This is a genomic window from Bacillus sp. FSL R5-0422, from assembly GCF_038610765.1.
Lineage (GTDB): Bacteria > Bacillota > Bacilli > Bacillales > Bacillaceae > Bacillus > Bacillus pumilus_O.
In genome coordinates, this window is the sequence record NZ_CP152014.1 from 3312790 (window position 1) to 3335651 (window position 22862).

Annotated in this window: 27 protein-coding genes; 7 read left to right on the forward strand and 20 right to left on the reverse strand. The window is 41.3% G+C overall.

Annotated elements, in window-relative coordinates:
• Nucleotides 1–26 precede the first annotated feature (26 nt).
• Together MKX52_RS16980 and MKX52_RS16985 are read right to left on the reverse strand one after the other, a co-directional pair.
• Nucleotides 27–1328: an HD domain-containing protein gene (locus MKX52_RS16980; protein WP_007497716.1), complete on the reverse strand. Its 1302-nt coding sequence runs from the start codon at nt 1326–1328 to the stop codon at nt 27–29.
• A gap of 170 nt (nt 1329–1498) precedes the next feature.
• Nucleotides 1499–1720, reverse strand: coding sequence for a DUF1450 domain-containing protein (locus tag MKX52_RS16985; protein ID WP_003215259.1), 222 nt, complete (start codon nt 1718–1720; stop codon nt 1499–1501).
• Nucleotides 1721–1958: 238 nt separating this feature from the next.
• Here MKX52_RS16985 and MKX52_RS16990 point away from each other — a divergent pair, with 238 nt between their 5' ends.
• The gene (locus tag MKX52_RS16990; protein ID WP_088003038.1) at nt 1959–2759 is read left to right on the forward strand and encodes an RsfA family transcriptional regulator; all 801 of its coding nucleotides are present in this window, start codon (nt 1959–1961) and stop codon (nt 2757–2759) included.
• Nucleotides 2760–2793: 34 nt separating this feature from the next.
• On the opposite strand, the gene MKX52_RS16995 is transcribed toward MKX52_RS16990, so the two are convergent.
• The 17 genes from MKX52_RS16995 to pta form a co-directional block, all read right to left on the reverse strand.
• Nucleotides 2794–3027: a DUF5970 family protein gene (locus tag MKX52_RS16995; RefSeq protein ID WP_119125513.1), complete on the reverse strand. Its 234-nt coding sequence runs from the start codon at nt 3025–3027 to the stop codon at nt 2794–2796.
• Nucleotides 3024–5300: a glycosyltransferase gene (locus MKX52_RS17000; protein WP_342491089.1), complete on the reverse strand. Its 2277-nt coding sequence runs from the start codon at nt 5298–5300 to the stop codon at nt 3024–3026. Before MKX52_RS17000 ends, MKX52_RS16995 begins: the two co-directional genes overlap by 4 nt.
• A 119-nt stretch (nt 5301–5419) precedes the next feature.
• Nucleotides 5420–5905 (reverse strand): tetratricopeptide repeat protein, encoded by a 486-nt coding sequence (locus MKX52_RS17005; RefSeq protein WP_342491090.1) that lies wholly within the window; start codon nt 5903–5905, stop codon nt 5420–5422.
• A gap of 28 nt (nt 5906–5933) precedes the next feature.
• Nucleotides 5934–6779 carry a lipoate--protein ligase family protein gene (locus MKX52_RS17010; protein ID WP_119125516.1) on the reverse strand — a complete coding sequence of 282 codons (846 nt, stop codon included), beginning with the start codon at nt 6777–6779 and terminating at the stop codon, nt 5934–5936.
• 167 nt (nt 6780–6946) lie between these two features.
• Complete coding sequence (locus MKX52_RS17015; RefSeq protein ID WP_342491904.1) at nt 6947–7345, reverse strand: SMI1/KNR4 family protein; 399 nt, start codon at nt 7343–7345, stop codon at nt 6947–6949.
• Nucleotides 7346–7504: 159 nt separating this feature from the next.
• A complete protein-coding gene (locus tag MKX52_RS17020) occupies nt 7505–7945 on the reverse strand; it encodes an SMI1/KNR4 family protein (protein ID WP_342491091.1) in 441 nt (146 codons plus the stop codon).
• On the reverse strand, nt 7945–9732 hold the full coding sequence (locus MKX52_RS17025) for a T7SS effector LXG polymorphic toxin (RefSeq protein WP_342491092.1): 1788 nt from the start codon (nt 9730–9732) through the stop codon (nt 7945–7947). Before MKX52_RS17025 ends, MKX52_RS17020 begins: the two co-directional genes overlap by 1 nt.
• 84 nt (nt 9733–9816) lie before the next feature.
• Entirely contained in the window at nt 9817–9939 is a 123-nt protein-coding gene (locus tag MKX52_RS17030; RefSeq protein ID WP_260856529.1) for a hypothetical protein, read from the reverse strand.
• 243 nt (nt 9940–10182) lie between these two features.
• A complete protein-coding gene (locus MKX52_RS17035) occupies nt 10183–10353 on the reverse strand; it encodes a hypothetical protein (RefSeq protein WP_342491093.1) in 171 nt (56 codons plus the stop codon).
• Between the two features lie 11 nt (nt 10354–10364).
• On the reverse strand, nt 10365–10643 hold the full coding sequence (locus tag MKX52_RS17040; protein ID WP_012011617.1) for a YwqI/YxiC family protein: 279 nt from the start codon (nt 10641–10643) through the stop codon (nt 10365–10367).
• Between the two features lie 4 nt (nt 10644–10647).
• On the reverse strand, nt 10648–11046 hold the full coding sequence (locus MKX52_RS17045) for a DUF5082 family protein (RefSeq protein ID WP_342491094.1): 399 nt from the start codon (nt 11044–11046) through the stop codon (nt 10648–10650).
• Between the two features lie 174 nt (nt 11047–11220).
• On the reverse strand, nt 11221–11487 hold the full coding sequence (locus MKX52_RS17050; protein WP_217013287.1) for a hypothetical protein: 267 nt from the start codon (nt 11485–11487) through the stop codon (nt 11221–11223).
• Nucleotides 11488–11500: 13 nt separating this feature from the next.
• Nucleotides 11501–12835 carry a TRAP transporter large permease subunit gene (locus MKX52_RS17055; protein ID WP_342491095.1) on the reverse strand — a complete coding sequence of 445 codons (1335 nt, stop codon included), beginning with the start codon at nt 12833–12835 and terminating at the stop codon, nt 11501–11503.
• A gap of 41 nt (nt 12836–12876) precedes the next feature.
• Nucleotides 12877–13752 carry a prephenate dehydrogenase/arogenate dehydrogenase family protein gene (locus tag MKX52_RS17060; protein ID WP_088002999.1) on the reverse strand — a complete coding sequence of 292 codons (876 nt, stop codon included), beginning with the start codon at nt 13750–13752 and terminating at the stop codon, nt 12877–12879.
• A 12-nt stretch (nt 13753–13764) separates the two neighbouring features.
• Nucleotides 13765–14436, reverse strand: a complete 672-nt coding sequence (locus MKX52_RS17065; RefSeq protein ID WP_144455306.1) for an RraA family protein — start codon at nt 14434–14436, stop codon at nt 13765–13767.
• A 144-nt stretch (nt 14437–14580) separates the two neighbouring features.
• Entirely contained in the window at nt 14581–15432 is an 852-nt protein-coding gene (locus MKX52_RS17070) for a MurR/RpiR family transcriptional regulator (RefSeq protein ID WP_342491096.1), read from the reverse strand.
• A 115-nt stretch (nt 15433–15547) separates the two neighbouring features.
• Nucleotides 15548–16519, reverse strand: a complete 972-nt coding sequence (gene pta, locus MKX52_RS17075) for a phosphate acetyltransferase (RefSeq protein ID WP_342491097.1) — start codon at nt 16517–16519, stop codon at nt 15548–15550.
• A gap of 240 nt (nt 16520–16759) precedes the next feature.
• Between pta and hemQ the strand changes: the two genes are divergently transcribed.
• Both hemQ and MKX52_RS17085 read left to right on the forward strand, forming a co-directional pair.
• Entirely contained in the window at nt 16760–17530 is a 771-nt protein-coding gene (gene hemQ / locus MKX52_RS17080; protein ID WP_012011624.1) for a hydrogen peroxide-dependent heme synthase, read from the forward strand.
• A 67-nt stretch (nt 17531–17597) separates the two neighbouring features.
• Nucleotides 17598–18758 (forward strand): MFS transporter, encoded by a 1161-nt coding sequence (locus tag MKX52_RS17085; RefSeq protein ID WP_012011625.1) that lies wholly within the window; start codon nt 17598–17600, stop codon nt 18756–18758.
• Between the two features lie 13 nt (nt 18759–18771).
• Here MKX52_RS17085 and MKX52_RS17090 read toward each other — a convergent pair whose 3' ends face one another.
• A complete protein-coding gene (locus MKX52_RS17090; protein WP_342491098.1) occupies nt 18772–19251 on the reverse strand; it encodes an Lrp/AsnC family transcriptional regulator in 480 nt (159 codons plus the stop codon).
• Nucleotides 19252–19396: 145 nt separating this feature from the next.
• Between MKX52_RS17090 and MKX52_RS17095 the strand changes: the two genes are divergently transcribed.
• The 4 genes from MKX52_RS17095 to MKX52_RS17110 all read left to right on the forward strand — a co-directional run bounded on the left by MKX52_RS17095 (nt 19397) and on the right by MKX52_RS17110 (nt 22848).
• The gene (locus tag MKX52_RS17095) at nt 19397–20629 is read left to right on the forward strand and encodes an MFS transporter (protein WP_342491099.1); all 1233 of its coding nucleotides are present in this window, start codon (nt 19397–19399) and stop codon (nt 20627–20629) included.
• 149 nt (nt 20630–20778) lie between these two features.
• The gene (locus tag MKX52_RS17100; protein ID WP_088002983.1) at nt 20779–21381 is read left to right on the forward strand and encodes a bacilysin biosynthesis protein BacA; all 603 of its coding nucleotides are present in this window, start codon (nt 20779–20781) and stop codon (nt 21379–21381) included.
• Nucleotide 21382: 1 nt separating this feature from the next.
• Entirely contained in the window at nt 21383–22090 is a 708-nt protein-coding gene (locus MKX52_RS17105; RefSeq protein WP_342491100.1) for a cupin domain-containing protein, read from the forward strand.
• Entirely contained in the window at nt 22087–22848 is a 762-nt protein-coding gene (locus MKX52_RS17110; protein ID WP_342491101.1) for an SDR family NAD(P)-dependent oxidoreductase, read from the forward strand. The genes MKX52_RS17105 and MKX52_RS17110 overlap by 4 nt, the downstream gene beginning before the upstream one ends.
• The last annotated feature ends 14 nt before the right edge of the window (nt 22849–22862 follow it).

A 22862-nucleotide genomic window follows, 5' to 3' on the forward strand; every position in this document is an offset into this window, starting at 1 on the left:
CCGACATCTCCTTTTTCAGTACTTCCTTATCCCAATCCAAGCAGCTTCATGATCGCCTTCTTTTCTTCAGCTTTTTCCGACATATCTACAATTAAGTCCATCGGGAAATAAAGTTTATGATCGGTTCTTCGTTTACCGGAAATGGCATCAACAATATCTGACTGTCTCGACAGCTCTTTAATGTGACCACTTTGCGTCAAAAGGTGAATCGGCAGTCTCTCTTCTTCCTCACCTGGTCTGTAGAAGTCGTATGGCAAGTCAGAGGAAGAGTCGACGACTAAATAATAGTCAGGATCAATGCCTGCCTCCTTGAACAAGGCGGTCAGCTTGAAATATTTCGTCATTTCTTCATTCGGATTAAACTCTGTATATTGGAACAATCGGCGGTTCATAAAACGGCGGCACAAATCAGCCAGCACGTGATCTTCTTCATCTTCCCACGCCTGAAAATAAAATAAGACAATAGATTCATCCAGCTTAATGTAGTCCTCTGTGGTGACATTCCCCTCAAAGATCGAATAAAAATGAACTGGGGCATGTGTAAAAATATAACCCGTTTCATGCAGCTCTTTTGCCCGATGAAGGATTTTCGTTAAAATGACTTCCGCACTGCGTGTCACTGGGTGGAAATAGACTTGCCAATACATTTGATAGCGGCTCATAATATAATCTTCAACCGCATGCATCCCGCTCTGCTTCATCACAATCTGATCTTCTCTAGGACGCATTACGCGCAAAATACGCTCCATATCAAAATGGCCGTAGCTGACGCCTGTATAGTAGGCATCACGCTGCAAGTAGTCCATACGGTCGGCATCGATTTGACTTGAGATCAAACTGACCACCTGTTTGTTTTGATACGTTTTCGCAATAACTTCTGCCACATGCTTCGGGAAATCATCACTCACCCGGCGAAGCACTTCATTGACTTCGGTTTGCCCTAAAATAATATCTCTTGTAAACGATTCATGATCTAAGTGGAAGACCTTTTCAAAGGAATGAGAAAATGGTCCATGTCCGAGGTCATGAAGCAAGGCCGCACTCAGGACAAGCTCGCGTTCTCCCTCATCCCATTCCGGCCGTCCTTTGAATACATCATCCACAATCCGTCTCACAATCTCGTATACACCGAGCGAATGATTGAAACGGCTGTGTTCTGCACCATGAAACGTCAAATAAGTGGTTCCTAGCTGTTTAATTCGGCGCAGGCGCTGAAATTCTCTTGTTCCTATTAAATCCCATATTAATGCGTCCCGTACGTGAACATAACGGTGCACAGGATCTTTAAATACCTTTTCCTCAGATAATTTCCCTTTTGGATACGCCATCGTTTCGTCCCTCTTTTTTTAAGACGTGTTTCTATTATATCGGGTAACTTTTCCCGAAAACATCCTTGAATTTGCTCGTGAATGTGTTCTCAATGATTGCACGGACGTAAAAAGCCCGACCTGACAGGGACGGACCTCTTTTTAGGTCGACTGAACACATTCAGTGACATTTATTTGACTTTTTTTTGAACCTTTTCGAGTAACTCATCTTCTGTTGGTGCGGATAATGGGCGATTGTTTACAAACGCAAAAGCCTTTTTTCGTCCTGGACCACAATAGGATTGACAGCCAATTTCAATTTTTGCATCAGGGTCAACCGATTTGAGTCGAGGCAACAACGTCTTTAGGTTCGTCGCATCGCAATCGTCACATACGCGAAACTCATTAGCCATGGTCTTACGCTTCCTTTCAATGATGAACTTCATTTTATATGAAACAGTTGGACAACCAAGAGTCATAATATACCACCCAACATTGTACATCGAAGCGGCTGGACTTGCAAGACGCATGATAATTGCTGAGACGTGCTCATATAAAAGCTAGTATTTTCCACTATCCTTTTAGCAAACTTGTATAAACCGTCTTGAACTTGGCTAATCTAATACCATCAAATCATATGGGGGTTTAAACATGTCAAAACAAAGACAAGATGCTTGGTCAGAGGAAGATGATCTCCTTTTGGCGGAAACCGTCTTACGTCACGTGAGAGAGGGCAGCACACAGTTGAATGCATTTGAAGAAGTTGGAGATAAGCTAAATCGCACCTCAGCGGCTTGCGGTTTTAGATGGAATGCTGTTGTGAGGCATCAATATGAAAAAGCTCTAGCCCTTGCTAAAAAACAGCGGAAACAACGCATGCGTGCGCTCGGCAACGGCCAGCCTGCAAAGAAACGATTACTCTATCAGCCGCAAGTAGAAGAAACGGTCACGCAAGAGGAATTCTCGCAGGAGCTGGAACCAGCGAAGGAAGAAACGTTTGCACCAGCATCTGAAACAGCAGAGCAACTTCAGTTTGTAGACCAAAGCTACAATGAAGAGTTAGCTAGTTTATCACACTTATTGTCACAGGCTTCTCATGTCGTGGAGAAAAAGCCAGAAGCCAATCCTTTTAGGCAGCAACAGGAGTTAACCATCGAAGATGTCATTGATTTCTTGCGACGCTATGAAGGCGATGGACAGCAATCCTCTGCCTTACGCATGGAAAACAGCCGGTTAAAACGAGAAAATAACGAACTTTCACATAAAGTCACGCAGCTAGAAGCAGAAGTGAAAAAGCTTGAAAAGGATCAGCTCACCATTCAAGAAGATTATGAAACACTCGTCAAAATCATGAACCGTGCAAGAAAACTAGTTTTGTTTGAAGAGGACGACACTGCCGCTCCAACCTTTAAAATGGACCGAAACGGCAACCTCGAAAAAATGGCAGAATAACAAAAAGTGCTCCCCATCTGTGGGAAGCACTTTTTTAAATGCCTAAAAATAGCATCACACTAAATAGGACATTAATCAAAAAGACAAACATAAAAATATACCTGACTTGTCTCACCTGAAAATCACCAAATATAAAAATATACAGACCTGCGATGCCAAGTGTCAGTACAGGCTGAAGAAACGGCACCAAAAGCGAAATGCCGTAGCCGGCTCCTATGATAATAGGAAGCCATAGTAAATAGAGGTAACCGCCGTTTTTTGATTTCAAGAAACCACTCCCTCTCTTTCTTCTATTTGCTTGATGTCAGGTTGAACAAATTTGAGTCCGACCATTGTGCGGCCGCGTTTTTTTGAAGTCCAAACGGCAATCGCCGGCTGATCTGTCAAAGATTCTGTGTCAATGGTGATCCGTACTTTCTCATGTAATTCAATGACAGCTTCAGACTCGATTTTACACCCAGATACACTAATATCGTGTATGACAAGCGACACCTTCTCTTCTAATTTGTCCCCATATGATAACGTGCCTGTCACACCTTTTAAAGGTTTTCTCATCCATTTTCGCCGTATAGCCTTTGGCACTTTCTCTGTTTCTCTTATAAAACGGAGAAACGTCCGAACAGCATAGGATTTTTTCTCACGATCCGTAATGGCTACATGCTCTCGTGTGAATAGGAAGCGGATGAGTGATAGATACTCTGATTTTTGTGTGTCAGTAAAAGCAACACCTACCATCAGCTTGTCTTCCTCTGGATAGCTCCAGACGACGTCACACGTCACGCTTTCATCCTCTGTAAAGAATAGTTGCTGTTGTCCTTGATAAAGAGAAGAAGCTTGATCCAATGGAATGGAGAGTCGCGCTCCTGAATCACTCATATCTAGCAGGAAACATGCAATCGACTGATCTTGATGATCAGAACGAAGCTGTCCCTCTTTTTCAATGATAAACCGCTCTGATTTTCGATAACGCGGACGATCAAACGCCACAAGCAGTGCCATGAATAGACCTGCACCGTTATACATCACCCAAAATATATTAATCAACGTGAGATCAGCATTCATCGTTCCGTTTACCTTCACATCGTATCCTATTTTCACTAGGACAAGCAATGAGAGTAGCAAAAAGATTAAATGGGGAATCATCGTTTTCAAATGAAAATGTCTTTTGTCTGTTTGAATTCCCTTTGGTGTGACAAGAAATTCCACTCTCTTTTTGAAAAACAGCTCACTTAAAGCCACACCAGCTAGGTGGAATGCCATCGAGCTTTCATAAATATGACTCCAAAACATGCTTCTTTTTTGATTCGACACCAGTTTAAATGCTAAATAGGAACTAAAGAACGCCGGTAGCCAGAACATGAAAATGGACTGGAAATCTGCCCAGAAACTTTGAATACCAAACAATAAAAACAAAATCGGTGTGAGAATGTAAATCATTTTAAACAAACCGTTAAACCAATACACAATACCATCTAAATAAAGAACTCGCTGCATCAGCGTTAAGCCGCGAACCTTCAAAGGATTAAACTTACGGGCACACTGAATGTTCCCTCTCGACCACCGATCTCTCTGCTTTAACAGATCCAGCCAGCTTTCAGGTGCCAGACCGACGGCTAATACTTCTCCGACAGACACAGATTTGAACTTGCCTTGGAGCAGCATTCCTGTCGCCATGTCTTCTGTAATCACCCCAGTAGCAAATCCGCCAATTTCATCTAAGGCCATTCTTCTAAAGACAGTATTACTACCGACATACATCACAGCATTAAACCGATCCTTCCCAGCTTGAAGGGTTTGCATGAAGAAGTCCTGCTCATTCGGAATTCGATCCTTCGAGAACATATTATATTGGAAAGGATCTTCGTTATAAAACGCCTGTGGAACTTGAACAAACGCCGTCGCTCCATCATGAAAATAAGGCACTGTTTTTTCTAAAAAGGCAGGAAGGGGAACCATATCGGCATCAAGTGTGAGAATCAGCTCCCCATTCGTTTGAGACATCGCATGGTTTAAATTACCCGCCTTCGCAAACTTGTTATCGGTTCTCGTCAAATAATGAACACCAAACTCAGACGCAAGCTGCTCTACAGACGCCCGTTTTCCATCATCACATAAATAAATATGGACTTTGTCCTTTGGATAAGAGAGATTCACACAACCTGCAACAGTACGTTTCAGCACTTCAATTGGTTCATTATATGTAGCTATGAAAATATCAACTGTTTGCAGCCTATCAAGATCACTGATCATGACTTGCTTCCGATTAGAAGGTTTCCAAACAAGTGTATAAAACACAAGCAGCTGTAAAAATCCAATGCATTCACAAGCAACAAGCAAAATACCCATCACAATATTAAAAGTACCTTCATGAGGCAGTGTAAAGAAAAGACGCCAGCAAATATAAGCGGCATTAGTTAACACACAAAGCACAATGATGATTTTTTTAACCGTAGAGGCTATCGGTTGAATACGATACATTACATACAACAAAGACAAAACGCAAAGCATAAACAGCGGGTAATACGTGGTGAATAATGACAATACATTTTCCTTCTTTCTTATGTCATAAATGACTATCGCATAAAAAACAACATAACGAAGGAGGGGATTCTTCCATTAAAGTGCCCCTCCGTTTCTATTTGACTATTCTATTAAATGGTTTATTTCCACAATTTATCTAACTGATTCGAATAAAAATCAATTGCTTTTCGATAACTCAAAATAGTAGGATCTGTTGTCGTTTCAGTTAAACAGTTCAGTAACATTTCCATTGCTTTGCTATGTTCTTTCAAATTATACAAAGTCATGGCATAGAACGTTTGAATGGCTTTGTTGTCCGGATAAGTTTCTATCCCTCGTAGGAATATGTGCTTGGACTTTTCATATTCTCCTAAGGTTCTGTATGTACTTCCTAACCCTAGTAAAGCGTCTTCTAGTTCTTCTGAAGACAATCCTAACTCAATGGCTCTTTCATAAAAAAAGACAGCTTGCCTTTCCTCTCCTAGCAAGTCATAACTCCAGGCACATTGATAATGAATAGAGGCATCGTCTGGATACTTCTCTACAAGATGAGAGAGCATTTCATTTGATTCTTGAAGGTGTCCACTTTTTCGAAGTTCAATGGCTTTCTCGAGCTTGGTTTCCATCAGTTCACCTCTATGCTTTTCAAGATTTTTAAGAAAACACCTTTTCATTCCGCTCAATCATCCGCGTCATGTTTTTTTCAAATTCTAGCTGTTCATCTGCGCTCAGCCCTGAAGCTGTCAGCTGATCACTTAACGTTTGAAGCTCTTCTAGTAAAAGACGCATAAGGAGCGCACAATCAATTGGTTCTCCAGTTAATTCTGATAAAGACGCCATCGTATCAGGTTGTATATCAGGAAATACGGCCTTCACTTCTTCTCGTTTGTCCTTTAAGGCGGCGTCATAAAAACGGCGGATCAAGTCAGCACGTTCCCGCCCGCTTCCATCTGCACACAAATAAATTTGCACAGCAACTCCCCCGCGTAATCTACGCTGAGAAATGCCTGCAAATTTCTTTCCATTGATGCTTAGGTCATAGCTGCCCGGACAATAAGAGCCGACAATTTCATAAGCTTCAATGTCCACCTCATACTTAGACAGCATCCGGCAGACCAATTCCACCATCGCATCATACCCGCGGTCAATATCAATGCCTTTTTTTTGTTCCGCAAAGATTAACGACACATTCAAGACACCTTCATCCAGCACCACAGCAAGGCCGCCTGAGTTGCGTACAATGACGCGATAGCCCTCTTCTTCGAGGAGCTTTACACCATCTTGGAGAAAAGGAAGTCTTGTATCCTGAATTCCAAGCACAATTGTATTGTGATGCACCCAAGAACGCGCTGTCGCTGGTGAGAGTCCCTTCCCGACCGACGCACAAAGCGTATCATCCATCGCAAAGGATTGCTTCGGGTCCACATAAAGACCGAGGCTCGATTGATCTATGATTCGCCATTTCGGCTGTGTCAGTAACTCAATAGGTTCATTTTTCATGTCCTGCATATCCTCTCGTTCATAAACTGTGTTTATTATAACATGGGAAGAATGGAGGGAGAATCGAAGAGATCATTAAAAAAGCTCCATGACATTTAACGTCACAGAGCGTTCAGTTGGATGATTCAGTTTTACTTTTCAGTGATTCATACATTTGAAAGCTGTGTTCATTCAACGATACATCCTCCACTCACCCACTCCAGCAAGTTTTCAGTCACCAATTCTGCATGCTGAGGGTCCATCACACCAGCGTCCACAATCCATACGCGTTTTTCTTCTTCGGTCTGACGCATGAGAAATACTTGTCCGCCACCATCGTCGCCAATGGCTACATAGCCGTTGGCATAATGATGAACTTCCCACGTTGCATTGCGTTCCGCAAGGTCCTCAGTGCCATATAGTAGGACATCGCCTCCAACGGAACATCCATTTGTCTGTTTAAGTAAGGTCTTATGAGCATGAGGCAGCACCATGTTTAGTTGGGATTCTGCCTTTTTGATGTTTATATCTGTTTCTGGTTTGTTGATAATTAAACCTGTAAGTTGGGTTACATCGATCTTGTGAATCCTCCTCGAAGAGTGCCATGTTTATAAATTTTTGATTTATCTTTAAATTTTACTTAACAGGTCACTCAACCCATACTTATATTCCAAATGATGAATTTCCCCTTTTGCAATTCTCATCTATTAGTTGATCAATGCAAAGTAACTTTTGAAAAGCTTTTATTAATCTGCTAGTAAATCTAGATAATATTTATCATCCTCTTGTATTTTGGTTAAAAATTCTTCCAAAGAATTAGCGATTTGTATATCATAATAATATATTGCGCTTTTATCCTTTTCATTCAATTCAATTGACATTAAAGCTGTCTCATTTGCTTCAAAAAAGATTAATTTGTTATTCTCAAATTCATCATAGATTTCAATGTCAGGATAGAATTCAAAATCATTAACCCTTAATCGAAAGTCTCTTACAGAATAAGGGTCCATAATGCGATTAGTATTAAACTCAGACCCATTAATAAAACCGTAACCTACCTCTATATAAAAACGAATTAACTCCTTAGGAAACTTTAAGTCAAGTTCCTTTTCAACATCTAAGATTTCTTTTTCAGTTACTAAAAAAAAACTATTTTCTTCGTTTTTCTTAATAAATTCATATCTCATTATTTTTTAACTCCTTTAAATAATGTATTTGCAGGTGAACCTGCTCCATGTATACCTGCTTGATGCTCATTTGGAAATTTTGCAGGATGCATATTCCACCACTCATGCTCTCCTCCAAAAGTATTTTCAATTATATGGTGAGCATCATACTTATCTCCTTTTTTTCTAATTACTTTACCAGTTTTCCCTGAAATAATATTCTCATTATACACTGGCCACTTTTGTCCAGTATTTCTTTCCCACTCTTTGATTACTTTACTTTTCACACTATCAAATTTCGCCCGATGCTTAGCCGTTTCTATGGGTGACATTTTGCTATACTCTTTATTTCTTAATGCTGCTTTCAAATTATCTATTTGGTTTTTAGGTAACTCTCTTCCTGTTCGTCCTTCTATATCTCTAACATATCTTTTTATTGTATCAGAATCTATCTTACTCCCTGTACTAGTAGTAATCCTCTTTACCGCACTCTTCCCTTGATCTATCTTAAAAACATATTTCCCTACCTTCACTATTTTCGCGATTGGGATAATTGAAGCTGCGGATAGGGCTTGGTCTGTGCTACTGATGTTTTGGCTGGTTTCAGGGTCTTTGCCGGTGACGGCTCGATAACCGTCATAGATTCCGCTGTATTCTAGGATGATGTTTTCGGTTGTTGAGACAACTTCACCGTCTAATATGCGTTTCGCGTTGCCTCGACTCCGGCTTTCTGGAATTTTGTCTACTTCTTCTATTCTTACTTCACCGTTTGCGATATACGTTCGAATAATTTGTTTATTGGCGTAAACGGTGTATCGGCCGCCAATAAAATCAATATTGGATGAGTCGGTGACGACTTCATCTGCTATATCAAATTCTTTTAATTTTTTAATGCCTTTGACGTTGTATAGTTTACCATTTATGACCCTGATGTCTCTATGAATCTTGTTTTTCCCGTTTACAGCTTCCCTTTGCAACGTCGTAAGTGATGGATCGTTTGCTGTGACTTGTTGATTAGTGTTTTTATGAAATTCGTCCCGAACAACCGTCTCCACATTCGTCCGTTCTTTCTCTCTCAACTTCTTCAGCATGATCATCATCGGGTTGTCTTTCGTGTTTTCTATTTTGTCATTCAACCCACTGATGGTGCTGCTTATTTTTTCTTCTTTTCCATTTTTGAAAATAGACCCTTTTTGATAGCTCGTGATGTCGATTTTTGGGCCGGTGAACATGGCACTTAACGTATTGATGTATTGCTTCATTGTTTGAAGGGAACTTTTTGTTTCTTGCAAAGCGCTTGTCTGCTCTCTGTCAAATGCATGAAGCAGACCAATGGTTCTTGAGGTCTCGAGCCATGCTTTTTGATAGTTTTGCTGAAAAGTTGATTCGTCTACATTCGGCAAATGAACAATATAACCAATTCTGCCGATGGCGTGGTTCACCTCTGATACGATTTCAGAAATCGTTCGTTCAGCTTTTTTTAATCCTTGATCAAGTTCGTGTTCAATAAATGCTTGTGATATAAAGCCGTTTTGATTTGATTCAAGTGCATGAAGCGCCTGCTTTGTGTTTTTCAGCGCAGTGCTGTATTCCTCAATGACGACCTGAAAGAATTGTAGGAAGGGAATATGACATTCTGTATAAAAGGACCGGATGGCTTGTCCCGCCTCTCCCTTTAGTGCGCCATCAAGTGAAATGATCTGTTGGATTTGTTTTTCTATGGAGCTAATCTGTTGTGATTGCTGCTTTAATGTATTCAGCGTTTGGTCAATTCCGTTTATTAGCGCAAAGGCATCAAGGGTTTTCATTACGTTCTCCTTTATTTTCTTTTACTGCTGGAGGCAAGCGCCTTGTCCGTTTCGATCATGGTGTTCACCGCTCATATTAGATGTTTACTTAACGATACATTCAGGTGAGAATTTCACAAAAACAGAGTTTTTACCATCATCCATCATTCTTTTCAATTCCTTACCTAATGAATAATTAGAATCTGGTTCTGCTTGCAATACAGACACAATATTTCCACCCTCCCCTTGAGTAAGACAGGTTAATTGTAAATATTCATTGTTATCATAAATAAAAGAAACGATGTAATCATAGAAATTATCTTGTATGTTGTCCTTATTTATTTCCTCTTTAAAAACTCTGATTATAGTTCCAGCCCAAATTAAAGTTTCATCTTCAATCTTCTGAACAGATACCCAATTATTCTTAATGATCCTATTACTCCTTTCAACTTGATTTTTAAATGATGACCACTAGCTGCATCCGCAGGTTATAGTTTGATTAGAATCAAGTGCTACATGATGCTTTCTTTTTTTATTTGTTTTTGAAAACCACCATGCTGTGTAATTATCTACTTGCTGCTTTAATATATTCAGCGTTTGGTCAATTCCGTTTATTAGCGCAAAGGCATCAAGGGTTTTCATTGCGTTCTCCTTTATTTTCTTTTACTGCTGGAAGCAAGCGCCTTGTCCGTTTCGATCATGGTGTTCACCGCTTGTTCTGTTTGTACAAGCTGTTTCTGAAGAATGCCTATGTAGGATGTACTTAATTCGTTCAGCTGCTGATTGATTTTTTCTAATGTGTCTGCCGTCAGGAGCTGATTTCTCCCTTTGATGGTTGTTGGATGTGTTGCATTCATTTGAGCACCTGATTGTTTTGCATGCTGTAATACTCGTTTGACCTGACTGGCATCTATTTTAATTTCTCTGCTCATGTGACTACCCTCTTTTTTCTTCCAGTTGTTTCTGCTTTTCTTTCTCTATTTTTCTTTCAACCGAATGAATTTCATGTTCTAATGAATGGATCTCTGATTTTAAGTCGCTGATTCTTTCATCAATTCGGTTCACTAGATTGGTGATCTGTACACTTTTTATCTCTTGACTGGCGGATGCCATCTCGTCTCGAATGTCATCAAACGTATCTGCAAGATAACCAAACCATGTATGTGATGTCAGATCTGGATGAGTCATTTTCTTGTTAGCATCTGCCAGAGCAGACTTTGCTTCTTTTATTTCTTTTCGACACATGGTCAGTTCTATGATTTGTTCTTTTTTTATGGATATGTCTGCCTTTAACGAATACAAGGCTGTTGTATAACCGATGATAGCTCCAGACATCGTCAAACACCTCTATTCCTCAAATAGTCCTCCGTCATGTTACCATTTCCTAGCACAAGAGGCATATGATTGAAAACGAATTCAACGAAAAATGAATCGTCGGTATTGGGTTTTTATACCTATTACACACGCACAAAAAAGCTGAATTCACCAACTGAATCCAGCTTTTGACGCTTATTTGACCGAATCACCAGCTGATGCTGATGGTTGATCGCTAAATGATGTATCTTTCTTTTCAGGAATATAATGAAGAGAGAAACCGACAAGACTAAAAAAAGCGCTTAACACCAGTGTTGGATTTTTGAATAGGTTCGTACTTGCTATGATCAAATCTCCCTTTTGCAAGAGAATCCCAAGTATTTGCCCGAATACCAACATGGTACCTGACGTTAAGAAAAGGACAAGCAGCACTTTAAATAAACATTCCATCAATGCTCTCATATGTGACTCCTTTCTATACTGGAAGTATTTCCATTCCGATGAGCCAGCCAATTCCTACAATCGGCAGCATATAGTAAAGAATGAGCGGAATAAATGTTTTCTCAGGACGGGCTCCTGCAAGACCAGAAGCGATGAAAATGGATCCTGATGCAGGCGGGGAAGCGCCTTCTGTTGATGAAAAGGCTAGAATGGCGACAACCGCGACAACCGGATCTACTCCGACTGAGATTAAAGCTGAGAATGAGACAAGCCCAACAGCGGTTAATGTGGCAGTTGAAGATAATGGTCCAGCCACCAGCGTGACAAGAACACCAACAATAAGCACCATAAGCCACTTCGGAATGGCAAGTACTGATGTGATTTGCGTCAAATCTTCTGCGAGTCCTAATTCAGCAAGCACCTGACTAGCAGCAACAGCAAACAGCATCAAGGCCCCAATCGTTGTAAACTTAGGAATGGCCGACTTGAAAAACTGAGACCAATCTAGTGCAGACGCCTTTTTTCTTCCAATTGTTAAACTAATCAGCATCATGAGAATTGGAATCCACGTAATTAAAGAAATTTGATCCATGGCCTCTAGTCCAATATTTGGATTACTTTTTAAGTAGTTTGCCAGCGGACCAATTGTGATGATGATCGGGATCAAGGCACCGAAAAAAATAAAAATCGATTTCCATCCCTGTTTCACAGCTTCTCCAAAGGGAACAATATCATCTGGCGGCATCGCTTGGATTTTATTCTTTTTCACCAGAATATACACCAAAATAAATCGGTATATGACTTGATACAGTCCTCCTATTAAAAGAGCAATATATAAATCACCTTCAGAGACAAGGGCTGCAACTGGTGCAAAGCCGAGCATGATAAACATGGAAGAGTTCGGAGGCAACGCGGCTCCAAGTCCGCCATTCCCGGCTAGAATCGTGGCCGTATAGGTTCGGCTCCATCCTGATTTAATCATCCAAGAAGCCGTAATAGAGCCAGTGGCAGCTGTATTTGCAGAATTTGAACCTGAAAGAGCACCTAACACTGCTGAACCTAACGTACTCATATAAGCTGCGCCACCTGGAAGTCTACCGATGACCGAATTCAGGATGCGCAAGAGTGCGTGAATTAATTCCAGCTTCTCGATTAAATAAGCCATGAATACAAACGCAACGGCTGCATAAAGCACCTCATAAGTGGATGCAAATAGTAAACCATCCCAAAACAGTCTAAGCGCATCCATTCCACCAAACAAAGTGGTTGCAATAAAGCCTAACAGCATGGCTTCTCCCATATTTCGTTTCACGATGACATTCCATATAATGATGACGGCTATGAATACAATCAATGCAATAAAACCCATGTCGTTTCTTCGCCTCCCCTTCATATAATAAAACGCTTACATCACCCTTGCTGCATCACATCAATGACTTCTTCCCAGCTGGCGGGTTTTTCCCCATTAAACCGTTCAACGAATTGAAAGTCTGCTAATTTCTCTAGCTTCTGTTGTGCTGCCCGTGACATGCTCGCATCAATATGAGCTGAATCCAGCATTTCAATAGAGCCAAGTAATTCGATCGCTCGCCTTTTTGCATGTAAGGCACTTCCTGTTACAAGACGATTCATCGTCTCTTCAAAACTTTTGCTGTCCAGCGTTTCGCTAAGTGAAGAAATTGCTTGATCTTCGACATTATATTTTTTAGAAATTTCCAAAAATTCAATGAGTAAAGCGACAATCCCTTTCATATAAATGCTTCGTATTAGCTTTAAGGCTGAAGCATCTCCGGGCTGATCACTGATTTTTGTAATATTCATACCGTATTCTTTCGTTAATTCAATGAATCGATCTGTTCCACTACCGCTTGCCGTGATCGGAACCTTGTGTTTGTTAACTGGGAGAGGTCCTAGCATGGCGGCATCTACAAATAGAGCTTCTTGCTTTTTCATTTCGTCTGCCACTTGTTTTTTGATGTCTGGAGTTGATGCCGATACGTCCACATATACTTGATTTTTTTTCAAACTTCCTAATACCGATTGAGCCACTTCTAAGGTTTTATTCGCTGGCACAGCCGCAATGATAATGTCAGATTTCTCAATGACTTCATTCACATTATTTGTTAATTCGACGCCTGTACGAGCTGCTTTTTCTTGGATTGTTCCAGCTAGTTTCTCATTCTGTAATAGTACATCATACGCATAAAAATGATTTAATCCTTCTGTTTTCAATCCCGTTGACAGCTCATATGCCGCTTCTCCATAACCGATAAAGCCTATCTTCATCACAGATCCCCCCTATCCTTGGAATTTTTTCATTTTGCCCTCTAGCCATGCAGGTGCTAGGAGACTGATATCCTGCTTTTCTTCGCTTATATAATGTTGAATGGTTTTTAATCTTTGATGTTCATATGCTTGTTTCTCTTCAGCCAGAGACAGCATCACTTCTGCTTTCTCCTTCGGGACAATCACTACTCCATCATCATCTGCAACGACCAAGTCACCTGGTGATACTTTGACCCCTCCACACGAGATGATTTCATTCAATTCACCAGGTCCATCTTTAAAGGGTCCATTCGGCATGAATCCCTTACTATAGATTGGAAAAGCTAATTCCTCTAAAGCGACTTTATCGCGGACAAGACCGTCGATCACGATTCCTTCTATCCCTACAGCCTTTGCAGCACCTGCCATCAATTCCCCTAAATATGCATGACCCTTATGATCTTTCCCATCAACGATGAGTATATCGCCTACTTGCGCAGAATAAATCGCTTGGTGAAGAAACAAATTATCCCCTGGCCGTAAGCTCACGGTAAAAGCTGTGCCGACGATATTCATGCCTCTCGCAACTGGTTTGATTTGATGATCCATCGCGCCGGTGCATCCCATCACGTCTGACAGCAAGGTCGAGTTAAGCTTTCTTGCTCTAGCTATAAGATCATTTGACACGAAATGAACAGTACTCATTGTTTCCATCATCCCCTTTGAGTTATATTCATTACATTTAATTAATTTAAAGTAATATATATTACTTTTGTGATATGATCATACCACCTTGTTTTTAAATAGTAAAGCGCTTTCAAAAAAATAAAAAAATGAGTTATCACACGACTAATGTGTTGTGTGATAACTCATTTTCGTTAACATATGATTGATTTGATCTAAACGTGATTTGGTTCTTTCTGGATCATTCATCGCTAATGCACTTAAAATGAAATCGACGATAAAGATAGCAGATACGACAGAGTTATGAGAGCCTACACTTGCTGAGGAACATGGTAATACATATTGTGCATATTTAGTTAATGGGGAGCTGTAGCTGTCTGTGATTAAAAGGACTTCCACCCCATAAGACTTCGCTGCTTCCATCAAATCCTTCATACGCTTTGCATAGCGCGGATAGCTGACAGCTATAATGAAATCACCTGAGTTGAAATGAACCAAATCATCCACCCAGTCACTTTGATCTGCATCAATATACTGGCAATTGCCTAATAGCCGATTGATTCCGAACGACATGTATTCGCCAACAGGTCTTCCACTTCGGACACTTGTACACAAAACATGGCGCGCGCTAGCTATTTTCCCAACAATTTGCTGAAAGGTTTCTTCCGTGATATTGTCCAAGGCGTACTGGATATTTTGAAATTGCAGTTCTACATGGTTATGCAGGAGCTGACTCTTATTTGAATGCTTAAGGTTCGCTTCAAGTCTCGTTTGAGGGTCGGCTTTATGCTTCATAGCTGATTGGAGCTCTTTTTGAAACTCAGAAAAACCGGAATACCCCACAGCAGCAGAGAATCGCATAATGGTTGCTGTACTCGTCCCGACTTTTGACGCCAGTTTATCGACAGTTAAAAAAGCGACCTCCATTGGATGTTGTACGATATAATCTGCAATTCTCCTCTGTGCATCGGTTAATTCTGCGACCTTATGCTGAAGCTTATGTATTAAATCCTCCATTTTAGCACCTGCCCATCCTATCGACTTTATCTCTCTTTATTGTACACATTTGACCAATATAAAAAAACAGCCAACACGAATCTATCGCGCTGACTGCTTTAACGATGATGCTATTTTATAGTGCTTGAGCTGCTGTGATAAGCGCAAGGTTGTAAACGTCTTCTGCATTACAGCCTCTTGAAAGGTCGTTTACTGGCTGGTTTAAGCCTTGCAAGATTGGACCTACAGCTTCAAAGTTACCTAAGCGCTGTGCAATTTTGTAGCCAATGTTTCCAGCTTCTAGGCTAGGGAAAACAAATACGCTAGCATCGCCTTTAATAACGGAATCTGGTGCTTTTTTCGCTGCTACTGAAGGAACGAAAGCTGCATCGAATTGGAATTCTCCATCAAGTACAAGCTCAGGTGCTTTTTCTTTTGCAATCTGAACTGCTTCAGATACTTTTTCTGTCTCGTCTGATTTTGCTGAGCCTTTTGTAGAGAAGCTAAGCATTGCCACACGTGGTTCGATGTCGAACATTTTGGCTGTGTTTGCACTTTCGATGGCAATTTCAGCTAGATCTTGGCTGTCTGGTGCAATGTTGATTGCACAATCAGCAAACACATATTGCTCTTCGCCACGAGCCATGATGAAGACGCCAGAAGTTTTCTTTACTCCTTCTTTTGTTTTAATGATTTGAAGTGCTGGGCGTACTGTGTCAGCAGTTGAATGTGCTGCACCGCTCACAAGTCCGTCTGCAAGACCTTTGTACACAAGCATCGTACCAAAGTAGTTTTCATCTAGTAATGCTTTTCTTGCTTGCTCTTCTGTTGCTTTGCCTTTACGTCTTTCGACGAAAGCTTGTACAAGCTCTTCAAAACCTTCATATGTATGAGGATCATACACGTCAACACCATCAAGTGTAAGACCTAATTCTTTTGCTTTTGCTTCAACTTCTTGAGTTTTACCTACAACAATTGGCTGCAAGACTTTGCCATCTGCTAGTTTTTGAACGGCTGTTAGAATGCGTTCGTCCATTCCCTCAGGAAAAACGATCTTTACTCCTTTACCTGCAACCTTTTCCTGAACTGTTGAAAAAATATCTGCCACTTATATACCCTCCTTGATTTTACAAAAAAAGCGTTCTCTTTTAAGCATACTCTTCTTCTACATAAATTCAAACTACCAACTTACATTATAGCGCTTACAAATTAAATTCTTATTTTTCAAACTAATTAAATCAATTTCCATAATAACTCACTTCGCCGTTCAAGTTTTGATCACATCTTCATTTGGACAAACTATGTTATAGTTGGAACAGATGGAAAACTGTTAATAGGAGTGAAATAAATGAGCGAACAACATACAACCAATGAAGCAGCTCAAACACTAGACGGCTGGTATGCACTACATGATTTTAGAACCTTTGACTGGACAGCTTGGAAGCTGCTGACAAGTGATGAGCGTCAAGCGATTCTTCATGAGTTCACAGGTCTATTAGAAAAATGGAAAATAGCTGAGCACGATAAGACTGGAAGCCAAACAATCTATAGTATTGTCGGCCAAAAAGCAGATATTATGCTCATGATTTTGCGTCCAACCATGGAAGAACTGGGTGAAATTGAACTTGAATTCAACAAGACACGACTAGCAGAGTTTACGATCCCAGCTTATTCGTACGTTTCAGTTGTTGAACTTAGCAACTACTTAGCAGGAGGCGGAGATGGCGGAGATCCTTACGAGAACCCGCATGTACGTGCGCGTCTATACCCAGAGCTCCCTTCTTCTCAATACGTGTGCTTCTATCCAATGGATAAAAGACGTTCCGGCAATGACAACTGGTACATGCTCTCCATGGATGAGCGTAAATCACTTATGAGAAGCCACGGCTTAATTGGCCGAAGCTATGCTGGAAAAGTAAAGCAGATCATTACAGGCTCCGTCGGTTTTGATGATTATGAGTGGGGCGTCACTCTATTCTCTGACGATGTGCTTCAATTCAAAAAATTGGTTTATGAAATGCGCTTTGATGAAGTCAGTGCACGCTACGGCGAATTCGGTTCCTTCTTTGTCGGAAACCGATTAGCAAACGAGCAGCTGGCGTCTTATTTTCATGTATGATAAACTCTTAAGGCTTCGGATCTTTCCGAAGCCTTTTTATGTATTTTTTTAGAAGGGTGATCACATCATGAAAAACTTTCCCATCGCTATTTTTGCGTTAACGCTCGGTGCGTTTTCGATTGGCATGACTGAATTTGTTATTATGGGACTTTTACCAAACGTTGCTAACGACCTTCATGTATCTATCTCTGCTTCAGGGCAGCTGATTACTGGATATGCACTTGGTGTAGCAGTTGGCGGACCTATTTTAACGTTATCGACTGGGAAAATGTCGAGGAAACGTCTTCTCATTTTATTAATGATCCTGTTTGTGGCGGGAAATGCTGTCGCTGCTGTATCAACCTCTTATGGTCTATTAATGGCGGCACGTATTTTAACATCATTTGCTCACGGGACCTTCTTTGGTGTCGGAGCGATCATGGCAGCACGGCTTGTACCTAAGGAGAAAAGTGCAAGTGCGATCAGCTTCATGTTTACAGGACTGACGGTCGCCAATGTACTAGGTGTGCCGTTCGGTACCTTCATTGGAAATCAATTCGGCTGGCGTATGTCGTTTCTCGTCATTGCCGTCATTGGACTCATTTCCTTAATCGGTATCATCAGCTTAGTACCCAATCAATCGAAGGAAGAAGTACTGGATATTCGAAATGAAGTGTCTGTTTTGAAAAAGCCACAAGTGCTCGTCTCCTTTGCAATGACGATCTTTGGTTTTGCAGGTGTATTTACAGCTTTTACGTATATTAGCCCGATCCTGCTGCAAGTGACTGGTTTTCAGGAAAATGGGGTGACGCTCATCCTTGTTCTTTTCGGACTTGGGGTCACCATCGGGAATTTAGTTGGTGGAAAGCTTGCCGACTGGAAGCTGATGCCAAGTATTATCGTGTCACTGATTCTGCTGATAGCTGTCCTATTATTGTTTACAATCACTTCCGAATTCAAAGTGCCTGCTGTGCTGACCATTTTTGTGTGGGGAATCATTTCATTTATTCTTGTTCCTACATTGCAATATCGCACAATGAACATGGCACATGAAGCACCGACACTCGCATCAACGCTTAGTCATTCTGCCTTTAATATCGGGAATGCCGGCGGTGCAGCGCTTGGCGGTCTTGCTATCGAGCTTACACATTTACAGCTTGTACCGTTATTTGCTGCAGCTGTAACCTTCATTGGACTCATCATTACAATCATGAGCGATCAGTCAGACAGACGAACAAAAAGGACTTGAGTCAGGTCCTTTTTTATTTCATCATGGTCATTTCTGGCTCCTCTATTTGTTTCACACGTTCCTGAACTGGGTGGGAAAAGGAGTGCTCGGATAAGACAATATGAGATACGGTTTTTGTAAACCCAGACACTGCCTGAATAAAGGCTTCAATTTCTTCAAGGGACGCGACTGACAGCTTAATGAAAAAGCATGACTGCCCTGCCACTCGATACGCAAAAAAAGCGCGTGGGTGCTGATTCATAAAAGCCACAAAACGTTGATACTCCCCGTTTAGCACTGTGACTTCCAGCAGGCAGTCAATCATAAGCCCTAATTTTTTATAGTTCACCTGAACCGAATACCCTTCGATAATCCCTGCATCCTCTAATTTACGCACTCTTTCTGCTACCGCAGGGGCGGATAAATTGACTCGTTTGGACAATTCCCTCATAGATAAGCGGGCATCTTCTTTCAATTCATTTAAAATATGCACATCAACATCGGTGATTTTCATTCGTACCTCTCCTATCCAAAAATCGTTCCATTTGAAAAGTATTTTATGATAATACTTATGATGCGAAATGTAAAATAAAACTAAATAATGGTAGAATTTATTTTAACGGAATTGAATGAAAAAGCAAGTATGGAGGGATCACCTGATGAAAGAATCTTTAGACAGCCAGGCTTCTCAAACATTTCCCATCACACTTGCCATTGCGCTGACACTTGGCGTCTTTGCGGCGGGATCGGAAGAACTGGTGATTTCACCACTGCTACCTGATTTATCAAACTCCTTTCAGCACTCTCTTGATATTCTCGCTCTTTCCATCAGCATTTATGGGTTAGCTGTGCTGGTTGGAGCCCCGCTGCTTGTTCCTTTAGGGGACCGATATTCAAGGGAGCTTTGTCTGATCATCGGTCTTTCTTTCTTTTTGATTGGGACCGTGATGTGTGCGGCTGCCCCGAATTTGGCCGTGTTTTTTGCCGGCCGTGCTATTTCTGGGCTCGCGACCGGTGTATTTGTGCCAACAGCCTATGCGCTTGTGGGCGACCGGGTGCCTTATGAATATCGAGGCAAAGTGATGGGAATCATTGTGTCGAGTTGGTCTCTTTCTCTTGTCCTTGGTGTACCAATTGGCGCCTTCATCGGGCAGAGTTTAAACTGGCGATGGACCTTTTGGATTTTCGCTATCATGAGTCTCATTGTCCTGCTACTCGTCATCCTTGAATCTCGTAAACGAACCGCCACAGCGAATACAGGAACACCTCAAGCTAAGGAGAAAGCTGGCTCTTTATGGGGAGCTTTAAAAATTGATCGTGTCCCCGCCTATTTGACTGTGACATTTTGTAATATGCTTGGATTTTATGGCATGTACTCATTTTTAGGAGCGTATTTGCAAAGTTTGTTTTCTGGAGGTCAATCAACTGCTGGACTTCTGATCATGGCTTACGGGGTCGGCTTTTCTATGAGTGTATTTACAGGGAAATTAGCAGACTTGTTTGGCAAAACTCGTTCTCTATTTTTTGTGCTGGGCGGCATTACACTCGTTCTCGCCTTACTTCCTTATGCTCCTTTCTCATGGACATTGCTGATTTTTGCCCTATTTATTTGGGGTGCCATGCAAAGTTTATCTGTCACGCTTTTGAGCACTGTTTTAAGTGACTGCTCCCAAACCCACCGAGGTAAAGTGATGGCTTTTTACAGCCTTGCGTCCAATCTTGCCGTTATGCTTGGTTCCGCTCTGATGGGACCAGTCTATGTCCATTTCGGCTATCATACGGTCGGGCTTCTATGTGCCCTCATTACGCTCGTTGGTTTTCTTATTAGCTTCGTCAGCTATAAACGTGAACGAACCTTACAGCAGAAACATAAAAACACAATTGAAACGTAAGCTCCACCCACTGCACATCAAGGTATGTGCAGTTTTTTAGATCAATTTTTAATATCATCATAAAATACATTTTTTAAAAATTTTGTTGACAATTGCCAATTTTATTTTTTATAATCTAGTAAAAATTTGAAAAAGATTGGATGGTAAACATGATCTTAAAGAATGATGTTTTTCATTTCAAAGAAGAGCCCATCGTTTCACCTAAGATGTTTACAGTCAATACACTAGGCCCTAAGGGGACAAGCAGTGAATACGCAGCAAAACATTTCATCTCTCATTCCACCACTACACTCGGCACTCAAACGAAACTATCCCTTTACGACTCGTTCGAAACTTGCATTGAACATACTCTCTCTCACGCACTCCAATACACTCTCGTTCCACACGCATACGAAGGAATCAAACACTTCTACATGAGACCTGACCTGCAGCTTTTACAAATTTTCAGATGTGACACACCCATGTATGGTTTGGCTGTCAGACCAGATTTTCCATTTCATGAACAAATGCTCCACCATTTAAAAATTGTCTCTCACCCTGCCCCTGTCAATTTGATTCAATATTTCATTCACCAAAATGCTGAATTTGAGCTAGTCAATTCAACAAGTACTGCCGCACAAAAAGTAAGAGACGGCGAATTTGATTTCGCTTTAACCAATGAGGTAGCCAGAGCCACATATGGCCTCACCTTCGTTCGAACGTTTAAAAGCATCCCTATGAGCTGGTCCATATTCGGAAAAGGAGAGATATAATATGCAAACTGAACAAAAGACGCAAGAACGATATTTTCCACAAGCCAAGAAAATAGAATGGGAGAATGGTGTCACACAATATTCCACAGTCAGAGGTGATACGGAAGTGTTAATCTCATACGTCCCTCCTCACACGATCATTGAACCTCACGAGCATCCCGAAGCACAAATCGGTATCGTATTAAAAGGCGAGCTTCAAATGACGGTCGGCCCATCGATCCAATTACTCACCCCTTTAGAATCAGCCTATATCGCACCACCTTTTATCCCTCACGGCGCTTCTAACCTAACAGATGAAGAAGTGATTGCTATTGATATTAAAAGATTAAAAGATGGCGAGGAATACACAGCGCCTCCTACTTATTTCTTAGACATTTTCAAAACACGGGATTTACTCCCTGGCATGGAAGTGACCTTCTTTGTTGAGGATTGGATGGAGCTCATGATTGCCAACATTCCTGGAAATGGCGGAGAAATGCCTTTTCACAAACACCGCAATGAACAAATCGGCATTTGCATCAGCGGAGGCTATGATATGACCATTGAAGGCTTTACAGAAAAAATGGAATTTGGTACTACCTACTTCTGTGAACCTAAGGAAGATCACGGGGCAATAAATCCAAAGCCGGAAGCCTCAAAGTCTATTAATCTCTTCTTTCCTCCCCGCTATAATCGGTTGAAACCAAAAGAGTCGAAGGTGAAGAAATGAACCTTGCCCGAAAAGTCGTCTTGATTACAGGAGGTGCATCGGGGATTGGGCTTGCCGCAGTCAAGCTTTTCCTTGAGCACGGAGCAATAGTCGCAGTGGCCGACATCAATGAAAAAAGCGGCAAACAACTCGTTGAATCATTACCGCACGAGCATCTTGCGTTTTTCAAAACAGATATTACGAATGAATCTGACTGTCAAAAAACCGTTCAGTCTGTGCTGAACCAGTTTGGAACAATCGATGTACTGATTAACAATGCAGGCATTGAAATCGTCTCGCCTGTTCACGAGATGACGTTAGAGAATTGGAATCACATTGTCCAGGTCAACCTGACGGGTGTCTTTCTCATGAGTAAGCATACTTTGCCACATATGCTTGAAAAGAAAAGCGGAAGTATCATCAATACTGGATCTGTCGGAGGTCTTGTCGGCTGGCCTGACATCCCTGCATATAACGCAACAAAGGGCGGTGTCATCCAGTTGACCAAATCGATGGCGGTCGACTATGCCGCCCATCAAATCAGGGTAAACTGTATTGCCCCAGGCATTATTGATACACCATTAAATGAAAAATCCTTTTTAGACAATCATTCAGAAAGTCTTGAGGTTGTTAAAAAGGAAAAAGCAAAGGTGAATCCATTACGTCGTCTCGGAAAACCAGAAGAAATTGCGGGCGTCATGCTGTTTCTCGCCTCTGATTTATCCAGCTATATGACTGGAAGTGTTGTCACAGCAGATGGCGGTTACACCGCTAGATAAAAAGGAGTGCTTTC

Excerpts from the sequence above, each read along its gene's own strand:
- MKX52_RS17105 (WP_342491100.1), top strand. The coding sequence starts at position 21,383 with ATGCAAACTGAACAAAAGACGCAAGAACGATATTTTCCACAAGCCAAG.
- MKX52_RS17095 (WP_342491099.1), top strand. The coding sequence starts at position 19,397 with ATGAAAGAATCTTTAGACAGCCAGGCTTCTCAAACATTTCCCATCACA.
- MKX52_RS16990 (WP_088003038.1), top strand. The coding sequence starts at position 1,959 with ATGTCAAAACAAAGACAAGATGCTTGGTCAGAGGAAGATGATCTCCTT.
- MKX52_RS17035 (WP_342491093.1), bottom strand. The coding sequence starts at position 10,353 with ATGAAAACCCTTGATGCCTTTGCGCTAATAAACGGAATTGACCAAACG.
- MKX52_RS17005 (WP_342491090.1), bottom strand. The coding sequence starts at position 5,905 with ATGGAAACCAAGCTCGAGAAAGCCATTGAACTTCGAAAAAGTGGACAC.
- hemQ (WP_012011624.1), top strand. The coding sequence starts at position 16,760 with ATGAGCGAACAACATACAACCAATGAAGCAGCTCAAACACTAGACGGC.
- MKX52_RS17100 (WP_088002983.1), top strand. The coding sequence starts at position 20,779 with ATGATCTTAAAGAATGATGTTTTTCATTTCAAAGAAGAGCCCATCGTT.
- MKX52_RS17045 (WP_342491094.1), bottom strand. The coding sequence starts at position 11,046 with ATGTCTGGAGCTATCATCGGTTATACAACAGCCTTGTATTCGTTAAAG.
- MKX52_RS17050 (WP_217013287.1), bottom strand. The coding sequence starts at position 11,487 with ATGAGAGCATTGATGGAATGTTTATTTAAAGTGCTGCTTGTCCTTTTC.
- MKX52_RS17085 (WP_012011625.1), top strand. The coding sequence starts at position 17,598 with ATGAAAAACTTTCCCATCGCTATTTTTGCGTTAACGCTCGGTGCGTTT.
- MKX52_RS17065 (WP_144455306.1), bottom strand. The coding sequence starts at position 14,436 with ATGAGTACTGTTCATTTCGTGTCAAATGATCTTATAGCTAGAGCAAGA.
- MKX52_RS17020 (WP_342491091.1), bottom strand. The coding sequence starts at position 7,945 with ATGAGATATGAATTTATTAAGAAAAACGAAGAAAATAGTTTTTTTTTA.
- MKX52_RS16980 (WP_007497716.1), bottom strand. The coding sequence starts at position 1,328 with ATGGCGTATCCAAAAGGGAAATTATCTGAGGAAAAGGTATTTAAAGAT.
- MKX52_RS17060 (WP_088002999.1), bottom strand. The coding sequence starts at position 13,752 with ATGAAGATAGGCTTTATCGGTTATGGAGAAGCGGCATATGAGCTGTCA.
- MKX52_RS17040 (WP_012011617.1), bottom strand. The coding sequence starts at position 10,643 with ATGAGCAGAGAAATTAAAATAGATGCCAGTCAGGTCAAACGAGTATTA.
- MKX52_RS17025 (WP_342491092.1), bottom strand. The coding sequence starts at position 9,732 with ATGAAAACCCTTGATGCCTTTGCGCTAATAAACGGAATTGACCAAACG.
- MKX52_RS17010 (WP_119125516.1), bottom strand. The coding sequence starts at position 6,779 with ATGAAAAATGAACCTATTGAGTTACTGACACAGCCGAAATGGCGAATC.
- MKX52_RS17110 (WP_342491101.1), top strand. The coding sequence starts at position 22,087 with ATGAACCTTGCCCGAAAAGTCGTCTTGATTACAGGAGGTGCATCGGGG.
- MKX52_RS17090 (WP_342491098.1), bottom strand. The coding sequence starts at position 19,251 with ATGAAAATCACCGATGTTGATGTGCATATTTTAAATGAATTGAAAGAA.
- MKX52_RS17070 (WP_342491096.1), bottom strand. The coding sequence starts at position 15,432 with ATGGAGGATTTAATACATAAGCTTCAGCATAAGGTCGCAGAATTAACC.
- MKX52_RS17055 (WP_342491095.1), bottom strand. The coding sequence starts at position 12,835 with ATGGGTTTTATTGCATTGATTGTATTCATAGCCGTCATCATTATATGG.
- MKX52_RS16985 (WP_003215259.1), bottom strand. The coding sequence starts at position 1,720 with ATGGCTAATGAGTTTCGCGTATGTGACGATTGCGATGCGACGAACCTA.